The organism is Aquirufa sp. OSTEICH-129A (assembly GCF_054558355.1).
On sequence record NZ_JBPXKC010000003.1, the window covers coordinates 302937 to 325778 of the forward strand.

Below are 22842 nucleotides of genomic sequence, written 5' to 3' on the forward strand. Positions count from 1 at the left end.
ATAAAAAGATTAATTTTACAACGTTTTTTCACACTAATTTCGCCTTCATCCTATGATCCCCAATTTCAAATACAGGGAAGATTTTTCATTGCGTCACAACAATTCTAATCCAACTGATATCGCGTCCATGTTAAAAACCATTGGCGTGGATAGTCTGACTACTTTAATTCAACAAACTGTTCCTCAACCTATACGATTAGCACAAGGTTTACGACTGCCAAATCCCAAAACAGAGTTTGAATTCTTACGTGATTTCAAACAAATAATGGGGCAAAATAAAATATTTAAAAGCCATATAGGTTTAGGATATTACGATACAATTGTGCCTTCGGTTATCTTAAGAAATATTCTAGAAAACCCATCTTGGTATACCGCTTACACTCCCTATCAAGCAGAAATTGCTCAAGGTCGTTTGGAAATGTTATTGAATTACCAAACTATGATCATTGATTTGACAGGAATGGAATTAGCCAACGCCTCCCTTCTAGATGAAGGAACGGCAGCAGCGGAGGCCATGACTATGTTGCATGGACAAAGACCTGCAGAAAGAAATCAAGCAGAGGCCATCTTTGTATCTGAACTTTGTTTACCTCAAACCATTGATGTACTCAAAACTAGAGCAGAACCTTTAGGTATCGAAGTGGTAGTAGGTAATCATCAAAATTTTGATGTTACTGATGCTCAATATTATGCGATTGTTTTACAATATCCAGCTAGCAATGGTGAGGTTTTTGATTATTCAGCACTGATTGAATCAGCCAAAGAAAACGGACTTCAAGTTGTGGTAGCTGCTGATTTATTGGCACTTACCATCTTAACCCCTCCGGGTGAAATGGGTGCAGATGTAGTTGTGGGATGTTCACAACGATTTGGTGTACCGATGGGATTTGGTGGACCACATGCTGCCTTTTTTGCTACGAAAGAAAAATACAAAAGAAATATCCCTGGACGTATCATTGGTGTTTCCATCGATGCAGAAGGAAATAGAGCCTTGCGCATGGCGCTTCAAACCCGCGAACAACACATTCGTAGAGAAAAGGCAACTTCCAATATTTGTACCGCTCAAGTTCTTTTGTCTATCATGGCAGCAGCGTATGCCATTTATCACGGACCAGAAGAGCTAAAAAATAAAGCAACCAAGATTTATGGTTTAACGGAGCTGTTGGCTGCGGGACTTCAAAAATTAGGATTCAGCTTAGAAAATACACACCACTTTGATACCCTAACGGTTATTACGGGTGAGTATACCGAAGAAATTAGGGAATTGGCAGAAGCTTCTGAGCGTAATTTCCGCTATTTCAGAAATGATACTAGCAAATTAAGCATTGCCTTGGATGAAACAACGCAAGAGGAAGATGTTGTTGAAATACTAGGTTTCTTCCAACGAGTTAAAATGGAAGGAATTGGAGGAGAGGAGATGAGTATTACGTGGAGAATACCTGCCAAATTAACACGTCAATCTACTTTTTTAAGTCATGATGTTTTTAATCGCTATCATTCCGAACATGGTATGTTGCGTTATTTAAAATCATTGGAATCCAAAGATTTATCCATGGTGCATTCCATGATTTCTTTGGGCTCTTGTACCATGAAATTAAATGCCACGACTGAAATGATCCCTGTAACTTGGCCGGAGCTTGGAAAAATGCATCCATTTGCACCAGCTAGTCAAACACGTGGTTACCAGCGATTAATCATGGAATTAAATGATTGGTTATGTGAAATCACGGGATTTGCAGCTATGTCCATGCAACCCAATTCTGGAGCGCAAGGCGAATATGCAGGTTTAATGGTGATTCGTGCTTACCACGCTTCTCGTGGAGATTCCCATCGTAATGTGGCCTTAATTCCTTCCTCAGCACATGGTACGAATCCTGCCTCAGCAGTCATGGCAGGTATGAAAGTGATTGTGACGGGTTGTGATGCCAATGGAAATATTGATGTGGAAGAATTACGTGCTAAAGCCATTGAGCATAAAGATAATTTAGCTTGCTTAATGGTCACTTACCCAAGTACCCACGGAGTTTTCGAAGAGTCGATCAAGGAAATTTGTAGCATTATTCATGAAAATGGAGGACAAGTCTACATGGATGGTGCCAATATGAACGCTCAAGTGGGTCTAACTTCTCCTGCTACCATTGGTGCAGATGTTTGTCACTTGAATTTACATAAAACCTTCTGTATCCCTCACGGAGGTGGTGGCCCAGGCATGGGACCTATTGGTGTTGCTAAGCAATTAGTGCCATTTTTACCTGGTCACGTGATGACAGATTCTGTAGAGGCAAACAGCCATGGTGCTGTTTCTGCAGCTCCGGTTGGATCGGCTAGTATCTTGGCTATTTCCTATGCCTACATTGCTATGATGGGTGGAGAAGGATTAACTAGGGCAACGGAAACAGCCATTTTAAACGCCAATTACATTAAAGCTCGTTTAGAGACCAAATTCCCTATTCTTTATACGGGTTCACATGGCCGTTGTGCACACGAAATGATTGTGGATTGCCGACCTTTCAAAGCAAGCGTAGGAATAGAAGCTGAAGATATTGCTAAAAGATTAATGGATTACGGTTTTCACGCTCCTACCCTATCTTTCCCGGTTGCTGGAACATTGATGATTGAACCAACCGAATCTGAAAATAAGGAAGAGTTAGACCGTTTCTGTGATGCTTTGTTGAGTATTCGTGCTGAAATCCAAGAAATTGAAGATGGTTTAGCCGATAAGAGCAATAATGTTTTGAAAAATGCACCACATACCCAACATGTGGTTTTGATTGGCGAGTGGAATCGTCCTTACAGTAGAGAAAAGGCTGTTTTCCCATTATCTTACGTTAAAGCAAATAAATTTTGGCCTAGCGTGTCACGCATTGATTCGGCCTATGGTGATCGCAACCTAGTCTGTGCTTGCGAGCCAATTAGCAGTTATATGGAGCAATAATTCTTATTTTTTTCGTTAACCTTGACAGCGTTTTAAACGCTGTCAAGGTTTAGCGGAGAAGTGGAATATTTTATCAAAAAAAATTAGTATGCTTGCATAACATTTCAAAATTTAATTAACTTTACGCGCTTACGTTTTTTAATTAAAAACATAATTCAAATGAATCGTTCGATCAAAAAAGTTGCCATTCTAGGTTCTGGCATCATGGGTTCAAGAATTGCATGTCACTTTGCCAATATCGGAGTGGATGTATTGCTTTTGGACATTGCCCCTAAGGAACTAACGGCTGAAGAAACAGCCAAAGGACTGAGCTTGACACATCCATTGGTAAAAAATAGGATTGTCAATCTAGCATTTCAACAAACGCTTAAGTCAAAGCCAGCTTCTTTATATGTTAGTGATTTTGCCAAACGTATTAAGCTAGGAAACTTTGATGATAACTTACAGGATATCGCTTCGGCAGATTGGATCATGGAGGTTATTGTGGAGAATCTGGACATTAAAAAATCCTTATTTGAAAAAGTAGATGCTATTCGAACTAAGGGTACTTTGATCAGCTCTAATACCTCAGGTATTCCAATTCATTTAATGGCTGAAGGAAGAAGTGAAGATTTTCAAAAACATTTCTGCGGAACACACTTTTTTAACCCGCCGCGGTATTTACGCTTGTTGGAAATCATTCCTACACCGCAAACTTCAGCAGATGTCATTCAATTCCTTTTAGGATTTGGTCAAACTAACTTAGGAAAAACCACTGTTCTTTGTAAAGATACACCTGCCTTCATCGCCAATCGTATCGGGGTTTATTCCATGATGCAAACCATGAAGGTTGTGGAAGAATTAGGTTTAACCGTGGAGCAAGTAGATAAACTAACTTCTAAAGTAGTTGGAAGACCCAAGTCTGGAACCTTCCGTTTGTCTGATGTAGTTGGATTGGATACTACTGTTCATGTAGCCAACAACTTATATAAAGCGGTATCGAACGATGAAAGTAAGGACATTTTCATCTTACCTAAGATGCTCCAAAAACTTATGGAAAATAAGTGGTTAGGAGATAAAACGGGACAAGGTTTTTACAAAAAGACAAAAAATGCACAAGGTAAAACCGAAATTCTAAGTCTTGATTTACAAACCTTTGAATATAGAGCGGCTCAAAAAGTTTCCTTCGAAACCTTAGACCGTTCTAAAGCAATTGATGCTTTACCGAAACGGTTTGAAGTATTATTGGCTGGTAAAGATTTAGCAGGAGAATTTTATCGCAGAACCATTTTGGATGGATTCCGTTATGCTTCTCACCGTATTCCTGAAATTGCCGATGATTTGGTAAAAATAGATCAAGCTATTTGTGCTGGATTTGGCTGGGAAATGGGAATATTTGAAACCTGGGATGCATTAGGTGTTCAGAAAGGGCTAGATTTAATGCATGAAAATGGCATGGAGGCAGCAAGTTGGGTATTAGAAATGCTTCAAAACGGTTTCACCAGTTTTTATAAAAATGAAGGCGGGAAACGACTTTATTATGATTTAACTTCTAAAAATTATCGGGCCATCGAAGGAATTGAAAATCAAATTTTCCTTTCCAGCTTGAAACCAGATAAAATAGTATACCAAAACGATGATGCTAGCATCTTGGATTTAGGGGATGATATCATTTGCCTGGAATTTCATTCGAAAATGAATACCATGGGCCAAGGCGTTCTAGAAGGAATTCAAAAGGCCATCGATTTAGCCGAAAAGAATTACCGTGGACTAGTGATTGGTAATGAGGGAGTAGAAGCTTTCTCAGCAGGTGCCAACTTAGGAATGCTTTTCATGTTTGCGGCCAATCAAGAGTTTGATGAAGTCAATAATATGATTGCGGTATTCCAAAATACCATGATGCGCGTTCGTTATTCATCTATACCGGTGGTTGTAGCCCCTCATACACTTGCCTTGGGTGGAGGCTGTGAAATCAGCTTACATGCAGACAAGTTAGTGGCACATGCAGAAACGTATATGGGCCTAGTAGAAGTTGGTGTTGGATTAATTCCAGCTGGAGGAGGAACGAAAGAAATGGCTATGCGTATGGGAGATTCTCGCCAATCGGGCGATGTGGAGTTAAATCGACTTCAACAAGCATTCATGAATATTGCTACAGCCAAGGTGAGTACTTCGGCATATGAGGCCAAAGAAATGAATTACATTCGTCCATTTGACCGAATCGTTTTGAACCGCAGCCAACTTATTGCTGAGGCAAAAAGAGAAGCTTTAGCTTTGGCGGATGCAGGATATGTTCAGAAACAGCAGCGTTCTGATGTTTGGGTAGAAGGAAAACAAGGATTAGCACTGTTTAAAGCCGGAATTTTCAGTATGAAAATGGGTAATTATATCTCAGAACACGATTCTTTGATTGCTAATAAGCTGGCTTATGCTATTTGTGGAGGAGATTTAGACAGTCCTCAAATGGTAACCGAGCAATACCTATTAGACCTAGAAAGAGAAGCATTTTTATCTCTTTCTGGAGAGAAAAAAACATTGGAACGTATCAGTAGTCTATTAAATGGTGGCAAACCACCAAGAAATTAATCCATTCAAAATCAATTGATTATGAACGCATATATCATTGCTGGTTACAGAACTGCTGTAGCCAAGGCCAATAGAGGAGGTTTTCGTACGGTTCGCCCTGATACCTTAGCTGCCGAAGTTATTAAACATTTGGTCGCTCAAGTTCCTAACTTAGATCCAAGTCGAGTAGACGATTTAATCGTGGGAAATGCTATTCCTGAAGCAGAGCAAGGCATGCAAATGGCGAGATATATTTCACTACTTTCCTTGCCTAAAAACGTCCCAGGTTTTATCATTAACCGCTATTGTGGATCGGGTTTAGAAGCGATTGCACTAGCATCCGCTAAGGTGAGTTCGGGAATGGCAGATTGTGTCATAGCAGGAGGAACCGAATCCATGACCATGTTACCGATGTTAGGACACAAGACGGTCTTGAATTATGACCTAGCATCCGAACATCCAGACTATTATATTGGTATGGGATTAACAGCGGAGGCAGTGAGTAAAAAGTATGAAGTTACTCGTGAGGAACAAGACAACTTCGCTTATCAATCACATTTAAAGGCTCTAAGTGCCATTAAGGAAGGAAAATTTGCTTCTGAAATTGTACCTATATCGGTGACAGAAAATTATTTTGATGCCAAAGAAGGTAAGAAAAAAACACGCACTTCAATCGTCAGTCAAGATGAAGGACCACGTGCAGATACTACACTTGAGGCTTTAGCCAAATTAAAGCCCGTATTTGCAATGGGCGGTACTGTAACAGCAGGTAATGCTTCTCAAACATCGGATGGGGCAGCTTTTGTCATAGTGGTATCAGAGAAATTTTTAAAAGAATTGAATGTTCAGCCAATTGCTCGAATGGTCAGTTATGCCACCGCTGGAGTAGAGCCAAGCCTAATGGGAATTGGGCCAGTGGAAGCTATTCCAATCGCTTTGAAAAAAGCTGGTTTAGTATTAAACAATATTGACCAAATAGAGCTAAATGAGGCTTTTGCTGCTCAATCACTAGCTGTCATTAAAACCTTAGGAATCGACCCTAGTGGGGTAAATGTCAATGGTGGAGCCATAGCATTAGGACATCCGCTAGGTTGTTCGGGCGCTAAATTATCCATTCAATTATTCAATGAAATGCGTCGTAGAAATCAAAAATACGGAATGGTAACTGCCTGTGTGGGCGGTGGTCAAGGCGTAGCTGGAATCTACGAGCTGCTATAATATCAAGGAATTGATTAAGATTATCAAGTATTAGGTTCCATTTTAGCAGATAAAATGGAACCTTTGTTTTTGAAGGGAACAGATTTGAAAGAGATTTGACAACTTTTGAAATAGATTTGACAACTTTTGAAAAGTTGTCAAATCTAAAAGTCCAAGGCCCAAAGCCTTAAGACCAAAGCCCAAAGTCAAAAGCTTAAAACCCAAAGCCTAAAGCCCAAAAACAAAAAAAGTCCAAATACAAACACCATCGTCCAATACCATTGTACATTATGACATCCCAAGAATACATCGACTTAGAATCAACATACGGGGCACATAATTATCATCCCTTGCCTGTAGTTTTAGAAAAAGGCAAAGGTTCTATCGTTTGGGATGTGGAAGGAAATGAATATCTGGATTTTTTATCTGCTTATAGTGCGGTTAATCAAGGCCACTGCCATCCAAGATTAATCGGCGCCATGATGAAACAAGCAGAAAAATTAACTTTGAGTTCAAGAGCTTTCCACAATAATCAATTAGGTTTGGCCGAAAAAAAACTTGCTGAAAAATTTGGTTACGACAAGGTTTTATTCATGAATACGGGCGTAGAGGCCGGAGAATCTGCTCTTAAATTGACAAGAAAATGGGGCTATGAAATAAAAGGGATTCCCATAAATCAAGCTCAAATAATAGTAGCAGAAGGAAATTTTTGGGGTAGAACAATAGCTGCCATCTCTTCCTCCAATGACCCTCAAAGCTATACCAACTTTGGCCCATTTTTACCTGGATTCATTAAAATCCCCTATAATGATATTAATGCCTTAGAAAAAGCCCTAATAAATCCGAATGTTGCAGGGTTTATGATTGAACCTATCCAAGGTGAGGCAGGAGTAATTTTACCGGAAACTAGCTACTTAAAAAAGGCCAAAGAATTGTGTCAAGCAGCTCAAGTACTATTCATTGCTGATGAAATTCAAACCGGTTTAGGAAGAACAGGTGCTTGGTTAGCATGTGATCACGAAGGTGTAAAACCTGATTTATTATTACTAGGCAAAGCTCTTTCCGGCGGATTCATGCCTGTATCCGCTGTGCTATCTTCCAACGAAATCATGCTAACTCTGAGACCGGGTGAACATGGTTCAACCTTTGGCGGAAATCCACTCGCCTGTGCTATTGCTTCAGAAGCCATTGATATTTTAGAGGATGAAAATTTGATAGAAAACGCCCAAATCAGGGGGAATCAGTTAATGAATTTCTTACAATCCTTAAGCCAAAAAAGCCCACTTATTAGAGAAGTTAGGGGCAAAGGCCTCCTCTGTGCCATTGAAATTAATACTGACGAAGATAGCCCTATTGCCTGGAACATTTGTCTTTCCATGATGAAATCAGGTTTATTAGCCAAACCTACGCATGGCAATAAAATACGATTAGCACCTCCTTTATGTATTTCAGAAAATGACATAAAAAAAGCCTGCCAAATCATTGAGCAGACCATATTATCCTATCAATAAATTGATTATTTTATTTCAAAACAACGCATAGAAATACCACCATACACTAATTCATCATAAGTAAAATGAACTTCTTCTCCTTTTCTAGCCAAAGCTAACGAATACAACATAGGAATGTAGTGATCGGGAGTAGGAACTGATTCCATCCCGCCTGGTGCTCCGTCGTAATGAATCAAAGCGCTTAAATCTTTGTCTTGTATTTTTTGACTTGACCAGGCATCAAATTCTTGAGCCCAATCATAAGCAAATGCCTCTCGTCCATTTCCTAAATTAGCTACACTGGCACGCAGATTATGAACAATATTTCCACTTCCTAAAATCAATACCCCTCTTTCACGTAAAAATTGTAATTCTTGAGCTAAGCTTACATGGTATTCCAAAGCTTGTCCATAATCAATAGATACCTCAAAACAAGGAATATTAGCCTTAGGAAATAAATGGCATAAGACTGTCCATGCCCCATGATCTAAGCCCCACTCAGTGGTGGAATGTATCTTGGCACTATGACTGGCTAAAAAATTAGCCTCTGCAGCATCTCCCTTTACTGGGTATTGATATTGATGTAATGCTGGCGGAAATCCTCCAAAATCATAAATAATTTTAGGTTGCTCACTTGCCTGCACAAATGTTCCTCTAGTTAGCCAATGTGCAGATATAATTAAGACCGCTTTGGGCGTGTTTTGCTCCAAAGCGGTCTGTCCTAATACTTGTAAATGCTGCGTAAATGGATTATCGGCTAAGGCATTCATGGGACTCCCATGGCCCACAAACCAAACCGGTTGTAGGTTCGCTGTTTTTTCCAATGAAAATAGCTCCTTAGGAAGAATAGTCATCTATCGATTCATAGATACCAAGAACTCTTCATTCGTCCTTGTACCTTTCATTTGCTGTTGTAAAAACTCCATGGCCTCTACAGAGTTCATGTCGGACATGTGTTTACGTAATATCCAAACTCGCTGTAATACAGCCGGATCCATTAATAAATCCTCGCGACGAGTACCCGATGCCGTTACGTCAATAGAAGGATAAATACGACGGTTAGACAATTTACGATCTAACTGCAATTCCATATTACCCGTTCCTTTGAACTCTTCAAAAATAACCTCATCCATCTTAGAACCTGTCTCGATTAAGGCTGTAGCAATGATGGTCAAAGAACCGCCATTCTCCACATTACGAGCTGCTCCAAAGAAACGCTTGGGTTTATGCAATGCATTCGCATCCACACCACCAGATAAAATTTTACCAGATGAAGGAACTACCGTATTATATGCACGGGCTAGACGTGTGATGGAATCCAATAGAATAACCACATCATGACCACATTCAACCATACGTTTTGCCTTTTCCAAGACAATACTTGCCACTTTTACATGGCGCTCCGCTTGTTCATCAAAGGTCGAAGATATCACCTCCGCACGTACAGAACGTTGCATATCAGTTACTTCTTCAGGACGCTCATCGATCAATAATATAATCAAATATACTTCTGGATGATTACGCGAAATGGCATTGGCAATATCCTTTAATAAAACCGTCTTACCAGTCTTAGGCTGCGCCACAATCATTCCACGCTGGCCTTTACCTATAGGGGCAAAAAGATCCAAAATACGCGTAGAATAATTATCTGCCGATGTAGATAGATTCAACTTTTCCTCTGGAAATAAAGGAGTTAAATATTCAAAGTTGATTCGGTCACGAATCTCGTCGGTAGTTTTACCATTTACCGTCTCAATCTTCAACAGGGCAAAATACTTTTCGCCTTCTTTCGGAGGACGAATCGTACCCTTGATTGTATCCCCCGTTTTCAAACCAAACATTTTGATTTGTGATGGGGAAACATAAATATCATCAGGTGATGCTAAATAATTGTAATCCGAAGAACGCATGAATCCATATCCTCCCTCTTGCATGATTTCCAATACACCTTCATTTTCAATCAGGCCATCCAATTCCTTAATTACTTGATTGTAATTTGAACGTTTGAAATGCGGTTGAGGGGTAACTGCTGCTTCCTCTTTGGGTAATTTCTTCAAATCTTCCGGACTTCCTTGTGTGGAACGAGCTTCCGCACCGTTCTCTTCACCAGTAACAAAAGAAGTATCAACCATAAAATCATCGGCAGGGATGATGGCATCATATTCAATTGGCTCTTCCGTAGTGGCGACAGTATCCGCTGAAGATTGATTAGGCTGAGTATTCACAACAGGTGCTGCATCATCTAGTTGGAAACTAGGTGTTGAAGCATCTTGATCTTCGCCAGTTTTTTTAATTCTTTGCCTTTTGGGGCGCTCAGTAGCAGGTAAATCTTCTTGTACTTTTTTTACTCTCCTGATCGGTTTCTCTTCCATAAAATGGGAAATGATGAATCTTAAATGAATAACAGTCCCGATTCCTTTTCAAAAGGATTTTGTGATATGCAAAAAAGCAGATTATCTACAAAATTTTGAAACAAACAATAGATGGAATGGAATCTGGAATATTGAATAGAGCGCTTACGATATTGAAGCGCAGTGCAATACTACGTCACAACACTGAATTTGTCAAGCCTTTTCTAAGTTTTTTATACGTTTAATCAATATTTTGGATAAAATTGGGGGATAAGCATATTATTTACCCGCTACGGCTCATTATTTTTGTACTTTTATTGCCTGAATATCATGAGCAAGAACCTACCGTTTTTAGTCGATCAATTAGAAATCCGTCAAAAAAATGGCTTATTAAGGAGCCTTCAATTTGTAGATCAATTTATTGATTTTTGCTCCAACGATTACTTGGGCCTAGCCAGAAATCAAGAATTAAATGCATTGATTCGCCAAGATTTTGAACGTTGGTTAGCTGAGAACAAGGGGCTAATTCCAATCAATGGAGCCACAGGTTCTCGATTAATTTCAGGAAATAATTCCTTGACAGAAAATTTTGAAATGGCTTGTGCCCTCATGCACCAAGCAGAATCTGCCTTACTTTTTGGATCAGGATTTGAAGCGAATCTTGGCTTGCTTTCTTCCCTTTGTCAGGAAGATCATGTTATTTTTTGTGATCAACTCCTCCATGCTAGCATCATTGATGGCCTACGCTTGAGTAAAGGTAAAAAGGTGATTTTCAAGCACAACGACTGGCAAAACTTGGACATGGAGCTGGCCAAATACCCTAATCAAATAAAATGGGTCGTGGTAGAATCAGTCTATTCCATGGATGGGGACCTAGCTCCTCTTCAAAAAATAGTTGAACTTAAGCAGATCCACGATTTTGAATTAATTGTAGATGAGGCTCATGCTGGTGGTGTCTATGAACCTCACGGGGCTGGTTTAGTAGCTGAGTTGGACTTGATAGATCATGTATTTGCTCGTGTGATCACCTTTGGAAAAGCTTGGGGAAATGCAGGAGCCGTCGTATTAGGATCACAAACATTGAGACAATACTTAATTAATTTCGCGCGATCCTTTATTTATTCAACCGCCCCCTCCCCTGCCCACGTATCAGCATTATTGACTACCCTTCATTTCATAAAAGGTTGCGATAAGCTCCGAGAAAAATTAAAAGAAAACATCTCCTTCTTTCAAGAACATACGCAACATGCCCATTGGGGAAAAAGCCAAAGTGCCATACAGACCTTACTGGTACCAGGAAATCAAGAAGTCAGACGAATCGCTCAGATAGCACAAGAAAAAGGTTTTGGACTAAAACCAATTGTTTATCCAACAGTTCCTAAAGGAGAAGAACGTATTCGAATCACCTTAAATGCCTTAACCAAACAGCAAGATATCCTTGATTTAATTCAATTATTAGAATCAAACATATGAGTCAGACTTACATAGTAGCAGGAATCGGAACTGAAATTGGGAAAACCGTCATTTCCGCTATTCTTACAAAAGCCTTAAAGGCCGATTATTGGAAACCCATTCAATCGGGTGATTTAGACCAAGGAGATGCTTATTGGATTCAGCAATGGGTCAAGCACCCCGAGCTGACTATTTGGCCTTCTACCTTTCGACTTACTCAACCCTTGTCGCCACATACTGCAGCTGAAATAGATGGGGTTAGCATAAGCTTACATCAATTTCAAAAACCAGCAAGCTCTAAAAACTTGGTGATTGAATTAGCTGGTGGTTTGATGGTTCCTATCAATGATCATGAAACAAATTTAGATCTAATAAAACAGCTTGATGCTCCAGTCATTCTTGTCAGTAAAAACTACCTGGGAAGTATCAACCATACCTTAATGAGCTTTGAAATACTTCAAAAAAGAGGAATCCCTGTTTTGGGCATCATTTTTAATGGGCCTGAAAATCCATCAGGAGAAAAATTCATTCTGAATTATACTCAATTGCCCCTACTTTTACGGGTGCTTGAAGAGCAAAAAATAGATGAAAATGTGATAAATCATTATGCCGAACAAGTCCAATTATAATTCTTACGTTCAAAGGGATGCTGACGTTATATGGCATCCTTTCACTCAGCACCAAATTGAACCTTTCTCTATCCCAATCATAAGGGGGGAAGGTTGCTGGCTTTATGGTGAAAATGATGAGAAATACTTGGATGCCATCAGTTCTTGGTGGGTCAATATTCATGGTCATGGCCACCCCTATTTGGCACAAAAAATTTACGAACAAGCGCTTAAAATTGAGCAAGTGATTTTTGCTGGCTTTACCCATGAACCTGCCATCACATTATCAGAAAGACTATTAAGTCATTTACCTACACACTTTCAGAAAGTCTTTTTCTCTGACAACGGTAGCACCGCGGTGGAGGTCGGCATAAAAATGGCTCTCCAATTTTTCCATAATCAAGGAAATACGAAAAAGAGAAAAATCCTGGCCTTGCAAGGTGCTTATCATGGAGACACCTTTGGTACCATGAGCTTGGGGGCACCTAGTTCATTCAATGCACCATTTCAAGATATGCTTTTTGAGGTGGAATTCATCGCACAGCCTACTAATTCAGAGGCCTGTTTGAATGATATGAAAACCAAATTAGCAACTGCTCCCGAAGAGTATGCTGCCTTTATTTTTGAACCCTTAGTTCAAGGTGCAGGTGGAATGCTCATGTATGAAGCTAGCACTTTGGATGCTTTAATTCAACTCGCACATGAACATGGTTTGTTATGTATTGCAGATGAAATCATGACTGGATTTGGTAGAACCGGAAAATGGTTTGCCATTGATTATCTACAGGAAAAGCCGGATATCGTTTGTTTATCTAAAGGACTTACAGGAGGTATGATGGCTATGGGAGTAACCTGCTGTTCCAATGAAATGTTTGAGCATTTTTTATCCAATGACCGTAAAAAAACCTTATTCCATTCCCATTCTTTTACAGCCAACCCACTAGCCTGTGCAGCCGCCAATGCCAGTATGGATTTAATGGAAAAAGAAGAAACTTGGAGCAACATTGAACGAATTAAACAAGCTCATCAAGAATGGGCTGCATCACAACAAAATCATCCTATTTTACAGAATATCCGTCAACAAGGGACCATTTTAGCTTTGGATTTACAAGTAGGTGAAGCAACGGGCTACATGCATCCCTTACGAGATATCGCCTATCAATATTTCATAAAAAAAGGGATCTTGTTAAGACCCCTTGGAAATACCTTGTACATTTTAGCTCCCTATTGCATCAAAAATGAGGAACTAAAACTCATTTATGAGGCTCTAGAAGCATTTGCAGAAGAGTTACGGCTTACTTATTAATCTTTAAAGACTGCCAAGAAAGCATTTGCCAACGACCATTTTCGAAGATATAAATGTCCGTAAACTTTAAGCGATTGACAGGCATCAAAGCTCCATCCTTTTTGTTGGTGACATTGACAATACCAGTATTGATTCCAATATTACCATATACACGCTGACTGAATTCTTCAGGCTCAATGATGGCATAAATGGTCTTCTGCGAAACGATGGATTCAATGTAGGAAGCCTTGGTATCTTGGGTACCCGATGAGTGAATGTAGACCAAATCTTTGTGCAAAACTTTGTCCAATCCTGCTCCGTCTTGAGCAACCATGATTTTAAATCGATTTAATTCCGCCTCTCTAAGCGTGTTCACATCAGCTTTCTGTGCCATAAGGTAAAATGTTGTGCACATGCACGCAATGGTTAATAATAGGTTTTTCATAATTCGTTTTTTAAACATAAAAACAATATACATCAAATTCTTACTCAAAATCGAAATCCAAAATTAAATCTGCGGCTTTTTCTGCGATTGCCATCACGGCCGCATTGGTATTTCCTGCCACTAAATCAGGCATAACAGATGCATCTGCAACTCGCAAACCCTCTAAACCACGGACTTTCATCGTGCTAGGATCCACCACTGCCTCTTGATCTACTCCCATCTTACAAGTCCCCACAGGATGATAAACACATTCCAAAGCATCTTGAATATGCTGTAAAATAAATTCATCTGACCAATCCTTACCAGGTGGATAATTGACCTCATCCTGGAGACGTAAAGGTTCAAAAGCTGAGGATAACATGATTTCTTTGGCCAACTTTACTCCTCGAACCAATGTAGCCAAATCTTCTCCACCTTCATCCGTTAAAAATTGTGGATCAATCAAAGGCGCATCCCAAGGATTTGAAGAATGTAAGCCCACATATCCTCTACTTTTAGGTTTTAATAAGGTGGGTAATACCGTAAAACCATCTGATAAGGGCAAGTGATGCTTATCATATAAATCATATGCCCAAGCCGAAGAAAAATGAAATTGTAAGTCGGGGCGATCTGATTGTTGCAAGGAATCAAAAAATGCACATGCTTCTAGTGGACTCGATGACAATGGTCCTTGATGACTCATTAGGTAGGTTCCAAAATTCTTCAAATTCAAGGCCATATTATAGGATTCTCCATCTGTATTGGCTCTGGTATTCATATTAATAAATACATGGTCGGATAGATTTTGACCCACCATAGGTAAATCATGCCGAGAGGCTATCCCAAAATTTTTCAAATACGAAGCATCTCCAATCCCGGATAAAAGCATAATTTGAGGACTTTGAAAAGAGCCTGCCGACAAAATAACATCTTTCTGTGCTCGATATTCCGTTAATTTTTTTGATCCTCGGTAGTACCCATTTATTCCCAACACCTTCTCTCCCTGCATGATCAAAGAAGCTACGTGAAATTGACTGATTATTTTTAAATTACTCCGCTTCCATGCAGGCTCAATAAATCCTTTGGCAGCAGAACAGCGAACGCCATCTTGTATAGTAAATTGAAAATAGCCTGACCCCACCTGATTTTCTCCATTAAAATCTTCGTTCGTAGGTATGCCAATCTCTTGACATGCTGCCACAAAAGCCTTTCCAAACGGACTAATATGTACCGCATTACTGACTGTAATAGGACCATCTTGTCCATGGTAAGCATCTGAGAAATAGGTATTTCTCTCCGATTTTTTAAAATAGGGCAACAAGTCTTGATATCCCCAACCCTTACACCCCTTTGCTTCCCATTCATCGAAATCAGCGGAATTTCCTCGAATATATGCCATGCAATTGATTGCACTGCTACCTCCTATGGTTTTACCTCTAGGTTGGTAAATTTTACGGCCATTCAGCTTTGGCTGAGGCTCCGTATAAAAGTTCCAGTCCAAATGGCTCTTTTGCAATAAAGAATAAGCAGAGGGCATTTCCACTCGAGGATCTTGATTATGGATTCCCGCCTCCACCAACAAAACAGAATTTTGAGGGTTAGCCGATAATCGGTTAGCTAAAACACAGCCAGCCGTACCCGCACCCACAATGATGTAGTCAAAACTAGACATAATTAAAAAGGTCGATTTGCATTATTTTCCTGAATTTCAATAATTTTACACAAAAACCACCTAATAATGACCTATTTTAATACCTATTTAACGCTAGGATTACAACATATTTTAAATATTCAGGCCTTAGATCATTTACTATTTATTTTATCTCTGACCTGCATTTACCGCTTTTCTGATAGTAAGAACCTCTTCTTCTTAATTACAGCCTTTACCTTGGGGCATTCCATGACTTTAGCTTTAGCCACACTTGGATGGATTCAAGTATCCATGCATTGGATCGAATTTTTAATTCCTTGCACCATCCTACTTTCCGCAATCGGTAATTTCACCTTTATGGAAGCAGGCACAAAAAAACAAGAAAACTCGATCATCAAATATGCATTAGTAGGGGTATTTGGTTTGATTCATGGCCTGGGTTTTTCCAATTACCTTCAAAGTCTCTTAGGTAAAGAAAGTTCCATCATAGGTCCCTTGTTTGCCTTTAACATAGGTTTGGAATTAGGTCAAATCGTCGTGGTCATTAGCATTTTAATCATTTCCAGCCTTTTAATGCGATTAACCAAAATCAAAATGACATCTTGGGTTCTTGTGATTTCAGGTATCGTGATTGGCTTGGTCATCCCCATGATTTTGGAAAGATGGTAAAAAAAATGCCCCTCATTTCTGAGAGGCATTTGAATGAATATTTTTTATCTACTAAAAATCTTCGTCTAAGCTAAAGGACATGGTGTCTTTATCGGACATAACACCCGATTTTTGATACTCAGCCACCCGCTTTTCAAAGAAATTGGTTTTTCCCTGTAAAGAAATCATTTCCATGAAGTCGAAAGGATTTGTTGCGTTGTAATACTTTTTGCAACCTAGAGAAACCAATAAACGGTCAGCTACAAATTCAATATATTGACACATCAAATCAGCATTCATACCAATCAAAGAAACCGGTAGAGCTACTGTTACGAATTCCTTTTCAATCTCAACGGCATTGGTGATAATCTCATAAACACGCTCTTGAGATACTTTACCTTTAATGTGATCCATGTAAAGTAAACATGCAAAATCACAGTGTAATCCTTCATCGCGAGATATCAACTCATTGGAGAAAGATAAACCTGGCATTAAGCCACGTTTCTTTAACCAGAAAATAGAACAGAATGACCCGGAGAAAAAGATACCTTCTACTGCTGCAAATGAAATCAATCGCTCCACAAAGCTGTCGCTCTCAATCCATCTCAATGCCCAATCTGCTTTTTTCTTAACACAATCGATGGTCTCAATGGCTCTCAACAAACGATCTTTTTCTTTTGGATCTTGAATGTAAGTATCAATCAACAAGGAATATGTTTCAGAGTGAATATTTTCCATCATGATTTGAAAACCATAGAAACATTTAGCCTCCGCATATTGAACCTCTTTCAAAAAGTTATTGGCTAGATTTTCATTGACAATCCCATCTGAAGCGGCAAAAAATGCCAAAACATGAGAAATAAAATGACGTTCTCCGTCATTCATTTTCTTCCAATCAGCTAAATCTTGTTGTAAGTCAATTTCCTCTGCAGTCCAAAAAGAAGCTTCCGCTTGTTTATAAAACTTCCAAATATCGTTGTGTTTAATAGGGAAAAGTACGAATCGGTTGGGGTCTTCCACCAAAAGAGGTTCAGTCATTGTTAGGTTAGATAATTAGGGTAAAACATTAATTCGAAATTAAGCATTTATGCGAGAAAAAAACTGAGATTGATCATTAAAAAAATGAAAAATCTTAGAATCTAAAAGCAATGCCTCTTTCTAGCATGTATACCCTAAAATCAATAAAATGTTTTGAAAATTAAAAGAAAAATCCTCCCACTTGTACAACCAAAGCTGAGCCATAAGGAGAAACCTTACCTGAAGAAGAACCATAATTTAGGTCATACATGACAGACAAGTTAATCCCAAGCTTTGAACCGATTCCTATTCCCACTAATACGGGATTTGAATAACCAAAATAATTACTCACATTGTTGTCAGACAAATTAGAATAATTTTCCACTTGACCCACTAAATAACTTTGTCCTAATAAGGCGGTCAGGGTTGGAATATATTGACGAATGAACAGTCGCTCTCCTAATAAATTACTCGTCAGCTTTCCAATATTTCCACCATAATTAACCGAATAATATTGGTAAGTCAATCCCACTCCAACAATCGTATTATTAGCTAATTGATAGCCCAGCATGGGTGAAACACCAATACTCGTTGGATTTCCAAAGCTCAATCCGGACAATCCACCACCAAAATGTAGTCTTTGACGAAAGCTTAATTCACTAACATCTGGCTCTACATCCAAATCCCCTTTGGCTCCATCTTCTTTGATAACTACGGGTTCTTGCGCTTTGGAATCAAAAACCACACCGCAACTGAATAAAAAACAAAGTAAGAATAGGTGTTTCATAAATATTTTTTTGAGTAAAAACGAAAAAAATGCTGGATTATGATTTTGAAAATACGATTAACAAAATTAAAGGATAATTTTGTTATATGAATCATCCGAATTCGAGTTTGGTAAACACCGAGGGTATTGAAAATTTAGACCCTAGAACACACATCATCATTAAAGGTGCTCGTGTACACAATTTAAAAAATTTGGATGTCGCGATTCCTCGTAACCAACTTGTCGTCATTACAGGATTGTCTGGCTCCGGAAAATCTTCCCTTGCATTCGATACCCTTTTTGCTGAAGGCCAACGCATGTATGTTGAAAGCTTAAACAGTTATGCTAGGCAATTTTTGGGCCGTATGGAAAAACCCGCGGTGGATTATATTCGAGGTGTATCTCCTGCCATTGCCATTGAACAAAAAGTCAATACCAAAAACCCAAGATCTACAGTAGGGACAACTACCGAAATATACGATTACCTCAAATTGCTGTTTGCCCGAATTGGAAAAACATATTCTCCTGTTTCTGGACTGGAAGTAAAAAAAGATTCTGTTTCAGTCATCGTAGACTGGATTATGCAATTTCCTCAAAAGAAAGTCATTATCCTGGCACCTCTACTTCGCCATGAAGGACGAGGTCTTAAAAATGAATGCCAACTTTTAATCCAAAAAGGTTACACTCGTTTAAAACTTGGGGATGAAATTCTAAATTTGGAGGAATTGGTTGAAGACGATGACCAACTAAAAAAAATAGATAAAAATTCGGCCGACTTGGCCATATTGATAGATCGACTCATCAGTAAAGCAGATGATGAAGAAACGCAGTTTCGATTGGGTGATTCTGTCCAAACAGCCTATTTTGAAGGAGAAGGGATTTGCTGGGTTGAATTAGAGGGTCATCCAAGAAAAATATTCTCTGATAAATTTGAGTTAGATGGTATCTCATTTGAAGAACCTAGCCTCAATCTTTTTTCCTTCAATAATCCTTACGGTGCATGTAAAAATTGTGAAGGCTATGGTAAAGTATTGGGCTTAGACCCTGATTTGGTATTTCCTGATACTGAATTATCCATCTATGAAGGGGCCATTGCACCTTGGAGAAGTGAACGAATGAGCGAATGGCTATATCCACTCATTCGAAATGGCGTGAGTTTTGATTTCCCGATTCATCGACCTTATAAAGATCTGACAGATAAGGAAAAACAATTACTTTGGACGGGCAATAAATACTTTGCAGGATTAACCCAATTCTTTGACCATTTAGAAAAAGAAACCTATAAAATTCAATACCGGGTTTTACTTTCTCGCTACCGTGGCAAAACGAATTGCCCTGAATGCCTTGGTTCCAGACTACGAAAGGATGCCGCTTATGTCAAAATTCAAGGGCATTCCATCATTGATATGGTACTTTGGCCTATTTCCAAGGTCAAAAACTTTTTTGATGAATTGGAATTGGAGGAAGCAGACCAACAGGTAGCCCGTCGTATTTTAATAGAAATCAAAAATAGATTGGATTATATGAATCGAGTAGGTTTGGGCTATTTGACCTTAAACCGACTTAGTTCTACCTTATCAGGAGGAGAATTCCAACGCATAAAACTTGCTACATCTTTAGGCAGCGCATTGGTGGGATCTATGTACATTTTAGATGAACCCAGTATTGGCTTACACCCTAGAGATACGGAAAGACTAATTTCAGTCCTATTGATGCTCAAACAAATGGGCAATACCGTTATCGTGGTGGAACATGAAGAAGATATCATGCGAGCTGCTGATCAAATCATAGATATTGGCCCAGAGGCTGGTAGGCATGGAGGTGAGCTCATGTTCCAAGGAAACTTAGAGGAAGCGCTAACAAGACATGATTTAAGCAGTCATACCATGCAATTTTTGCAAGGAAAGGATCGTATCGAGATTCCAAGCTTCCGAAGAAAGAGTTTGGCCCACATTGAAATCATTGGAGCTAGTGAAAATAATTTACGCAATGTCTCCGTAAAAATCCCACTGGGAATATTGACTGTGGTAACGGGTGTTAGTGGTTCTGGCAAATCAACTTTAATACGGAAAATATTATATCCTGCATTGCTTCGGCAATTGCAATTAGGCACGGAAGAAACGGGTAAATTCAAAGAGTTGAAGGGCAGTATATCCCAAATTGCTGGGGTAGAAATGGTCGATCAACAGCCCATTGGCAAATCTTCTAGGTCGAATCCTGTAACTTATATCAAAGCCTACGATGCTATACGTGCTTTATATTCAGAATTACCTTTAGCAAAAACCAGGGGGTATAAACCTTCCCATTTCTCTTTTAATGTTGAAGGCGGCCGATGTGAAACCTGTCAAGGAGAGGGCGAGATTACCATTGAAATGCAATTCATGGCAGATATTAAATTGGTATGCGAATCTTGTCAAGGTAGCCGATTCAAGCAAGAGATTTTGGATGTCAAATTTCAGGACAAAAATATCGCAGAAATTCTTGACATGACCGTGGAAGAGGGTGTGGAATTCTTCAAAAGTAAAACTCCGAAAATTGCTGAAAAAATAGATCCATTATTTCAAGTAGGCCTAGGATATATCAAATTGGGCCAATCTTCTAATTCCCTATCGGGAGGTGAAGCTCAACGTGTGAAACTAGCGAGCTTTTTGGGTAAAGGAAATCCAAATAAAGGAAAAACCTTGTTTATATTTGATGAGCCCACTACTGGTCTTCACTTTCATGATATCAAAAAATTATTGAAAGCATTAAATGATTTAGTGGAACAGGGTGATAGTGTCATCATCATTGAGCACAACATGGAGGTTATAAAATGTGCTGATCATATCATAGATTTAGGACCAGATGGAGGAGAAGCAGGAGGACAAATCTGTTTTGAAGGTAGTCCTGAAGAAATGGTCCAATTGGAGAATAATCCCACTGCCTATTATTTAAGTCAAAAAATACTTGGCAAAAAACTGTAAGTTTACACTATGTTTTCTCCTGAAATACTGCAATCCATACCACAGAAGCTCCATGGAATTAGTCAAGGACTTTCCTTGATGATACCTGAAATACTCTTGTGCATTTGGATTTTGGTGGGAATATTTGCCGAATTATTTTTACATGGTAGGTCTAGTAAATTCTCTAGCTCATGGCGATATTTCATCACTCAAATAGGTTTATTACTCGCATTTGTGTTAGCCATTCAGCGAATGATTTCAGGAATGACAGGCTTCGCATCTTTTTCGATTTTTTGGATTAATGCGGGAAGCAATTCGATCAATGCCTTGCTTCTGTTCTTAGCGATTATTCTAATTTTAGTCAATCAAGCCCAACAAAAAAGTTTTCAATTTGAAGAAAAAATGGGCTTTTTATCCGTACTAGGTGGAGCCATGTTGGTTTCTATCAGTAGCCATTGGCTAAGTATATTTTTAAGTATCGAATGGATGTCATTAGGTACTTATTTATTAGTGGGCATTCGTAAGGATACTGAGGGAGCAAGGGCTATTTTGCCCTATGTTTTATTTGGCTTGGCTAGTACAGCGCTATTATTGTATGGAATCTCCTTCGTATACGGTATTACGGGGAGCATGCATATTACCAGTCCTGAATTTAGTCGCGGACTGTCCAATGCAGATCCCTATTTGGTTGGACTTGCACTTACCTTAGTTTCAAGTTCATTGTTATTTAAATTAGCCTGGGCACCCTTTCATCCTTGGAGTCCAGATGTAATAGAAAGCTTACCTGCCTCTTGGATGACATGGATTTCAACCGCACCTAAAATAGCTATTACATTTTTAGGCATACGATTACTCCATTTTATTCCTTTGTCGCTGGAGGTGCCTATTGCATTTTTAGCCATCTTAACCTTATTAGTTGGGAATTTAGGTGCATTGGGACAACAAAATAGCAAAAGACTGCTTGCCTATTCAGGAATTGCCCATGGTGGATTCATGGCCATGGCTTGGTTATTTCCTAGTCAACAAGCCACGGAGGCATTATTATTTTATGCTTTAATCTATGGTCTAAGCACCCTTTTGGTCTTTTACTTGATTGATGAAGCGCCTGTAAGTTCATATAAATCAAATGATTTAGAAAAATGGAGTGGCTTAGCCAAAACACGCCCATTAGCCTCCTTATTTTTGTTGGTGGGAATGGTGGCTTTAGCTGGTTTACCTCCTGCTGGAAGCTTTATTGCCAAGGTTACTTATTTTTCATTTTTATGGGAAAAATATCAAAATAATTCCCAAATTTTGACCTTAATATTGCTTCTGACAGCAATTTTAACCACAGCACTTGGAATTTTCTATTATTTGAAGATTCCATACCACTTATATTTCAAGAAAAAAACGCAGGAGCTTGGTCTTAGCGTTTGGAATGAAAATGGCAATATGTGGGTTTATGCGGTATTGGTGGGATTAATTTTAGGAAGTTTCTTAGCTCCAACGATGCTTTGGGAATTCTTAAAATAAGGAAATAATTAATGGACATT

General features: G+C 39.0%; 16 protein-coding genes. 10 read left to right on the top strand and 6 right to left on the bottom strand.

What is annotated here, in order from left to right; genetic code table 11:
• Positions 1–52 precede the first annotated feature (52 nt).
• The 4 genes from gcvP to rocD all read left to right on the top strand — a co-directional run bounded on the left by gcvP (position 53) and on the right by rocD (position 8187).
• Positions 53–2935 carry an aminomethyl-transferring glycine dehydrogenase gene (gene gcvP / locus SKC36_RS07795; RefSeq protein WP_459465524.1) on the top strand — a complete coding sequence of 961 codons (2883 nt, stop codon included), beginning with the start codon at positions 53–55 and terminating at the stop codon, positions 2933–2935.
• Between the two features lie 159 nt (positions 2936–3094).
• A complete protein-coding gene (locus SKC36_RS07800; protein WP_459465526.1) occupies positions 3095–5500 on the top strand; it encodes a 3-hydroxyacyl-CoA dehydrogenase/enoyl-CoA hydratase family protein in 2406 nt (801 codons plus the stop codon).
• A 21-nt stretch (positions 5501–5521) separates the two neighbouring features.
• Entirely contained in the window at positions 5522–6697 is a 1176-nt protein-coding gene (locus SKC36_RS07805) for an acetyl-CoA C-acyltransferase (protein WP_459465528.1), read from the top strand.
• Between the two features lie 269 nt (positions 6698–6966).
• Positions 6967–8187 carry an ornithine--oxo-acid transaminase gene (gene rocD, locus SKC36_RS07810; RefSeq protein ID WP_459465530.1) on the top strand — a complete coding sequence of 407 codons (1221 nt, stop codon included), beginning with the start codon at positions 6967–6969 and terminating at the stop codon, positions 8185–8187.
• Between the two features lie 5 nt (positions 8188–8192).
• Here rocD and SKC36_RS07815 read toward each other — a convergent pair whose 3' ends face one another.
• Complete coding sequence (locus SKC36_RS07815) at positions 8193–9020, bottom strand: dioxygenase family protein (RefSeq protein ID WP_459453363.1); 828 nt, start codon at positions 9018–9020, stop codon at positions 8193–8195.
• A complete protein-coding gene (rho, locus tag SKC36_RS07820) occupies positions 9021–10538 on the bottom strand; it encodes a transcription termination factor Rho (protein ID WP_459465532.1) in 1518 nt (505 codons plus the stop codon).
• A 309-nt stretch (positions 10539–10847) separates the two neighbouring features.
• Between rho and SKC36_RS07825 the strand changes: the two genes are divergently transcribed.
• Genes SKC36_RS07825 through bioA form a run of 3 tightly spaced genes read left to right on the top strand, consistent with a single transcriptional unit; the run spans position 10848 to position 13883 of the window.
• Positions 10848–11990: an aminotransferase class I/II-fold pyridoxal phosphate-dependent enzyme gene (locus SKC36_RS07825; RefSeq protein WP_459465534.1), complete on the top strand. Its 1143-nt coding sequence runs from the start codon at positions 10848–10850 to the stop codon at positions 11988–11990.
• Positions 11987–12598, top strand: coding sequence for a dethiobiotin synthase (gene bioD / locus SKC36_RS07830; RefSeq protein ID WP_459465536.1), 612 nt, complete (start codon positions 11987–11989; stop codon positions 12596–12598). Before SKC36_RS07825 ends, bioD begins: the two co-directional genes overlap by 4 nt.
• Positions 12576–13883, top strand: a complete 1308-nt coding sequence (gene bioA / locus SKC36_RS07835; RefSeq protein WP_459465538.1) for an adenosylmethionine--8-amino-7-oxononanoate transaminase — start codon at positions 12576–12578, stop codon at positions 13881–13883. The genes bioD and bioA overlap by 23 nt, the downstream gene beginning before the upstream one ends.
• On the opposite strand, the gene SKC36_RS07840 is transcribed toward bioA, so the two are convergent.
• Positions 13873–14307: a nuclear transport factor 2 family protein gene (locus SKC36_RS07840; protein ID WP_459453358.1), complete on the bottom strand. Its 435-nt coding sequence runs from the start codon at positions 14305–14307 to the stop codon at positions 13873–13875. The genes bioA and SKC36_RS07840 overlap by 11 nt on opposite strands.
• Positions 14308–14347: 40 nt before the next feature.
• Positions 14348–15958: a GMC family oxidoreductase gene (locus tag SKC36_RS07845; protein ID WP_459465540.1), complete on the bottom strand. Its 1611-nt coding sequence runs from the start codon at positions 15956–15958 to the stop codon at positions 14348–14350.
• Positions 15959–16024: 66 nt separating this feature from the next.
• On the opposite strand from SKC36_RS07845, the gene SKC36_RS07850 reads away from it, so the two are divergent.
• Positions 16025–16606, top strand: coding sequence for a HupE/UreJ family protein (locus SKC36_RS07850; RefSeq protein WP_459465542.1), 582 nt, complete (start codon positions 16025–16027; stop codon positions 16604–16606).
• A 51-nt stretch (positions 16607–16657) separates the two neighbouring features.
• Here the strand turns inward: SKC36_RS07850 and SKC36_RS07855 are convergent, their stop codons facing one another.
• Entirely contained in the window at positions 16658–17623 is a 966-nt protein-coding gene (locus tag SKC36_RS07855) for a ribonucleoside-diphosphate reductase small subunit (RefSeq protein ID WP_459453355.1), read from the bottom strand.
• Positions 17624–17783: 160 nt separating this feature from the next.
• The gene (locus SKC36_RS07860; RefSeq protein ID WP_459453354.1) at positions 17784–18389 is read right to left on the bottom strand and encodes a hypothetical protein; all 606 of its coding nucleotides are present in this window, start codon (positions 18387–18389) and stop codon (positions 17784–17786) included.
• Between the two features lie 86 nt (positions 18390–18475).
• Between SKC36_RS07860 and uvrA the strand changes: the two genes are divergently transcribed.
• Both uvrA and SKC36_RS07870 read left to right on the top strand, forming a co-directional pair.
• A complete protein-coding gene (gene uvrA / locus SKC36_RS07865) occupies positions 18476–21331 on the top strand; it encodes an excinuclease ABC subunit UvrA (protein ID WP_459465544.1) in 2856 nt (951 codons plus the stop codon).
• A gap of 9 nt (positions 21332–21340) precedes the next feature.
• On the top strand, positions 21341–22822 hold the full coding sequence (locus tag SKC36_RS07870) for an NADH-quinone oxidoreductase subunit N (RefSeq protein WP_459465546.1): 1482 nt from the start codon (positions 21341–21343) through the stop codon (positions 22820–22822).
• Positions 22823–22842: the final 20 nt, after the last annotated feature.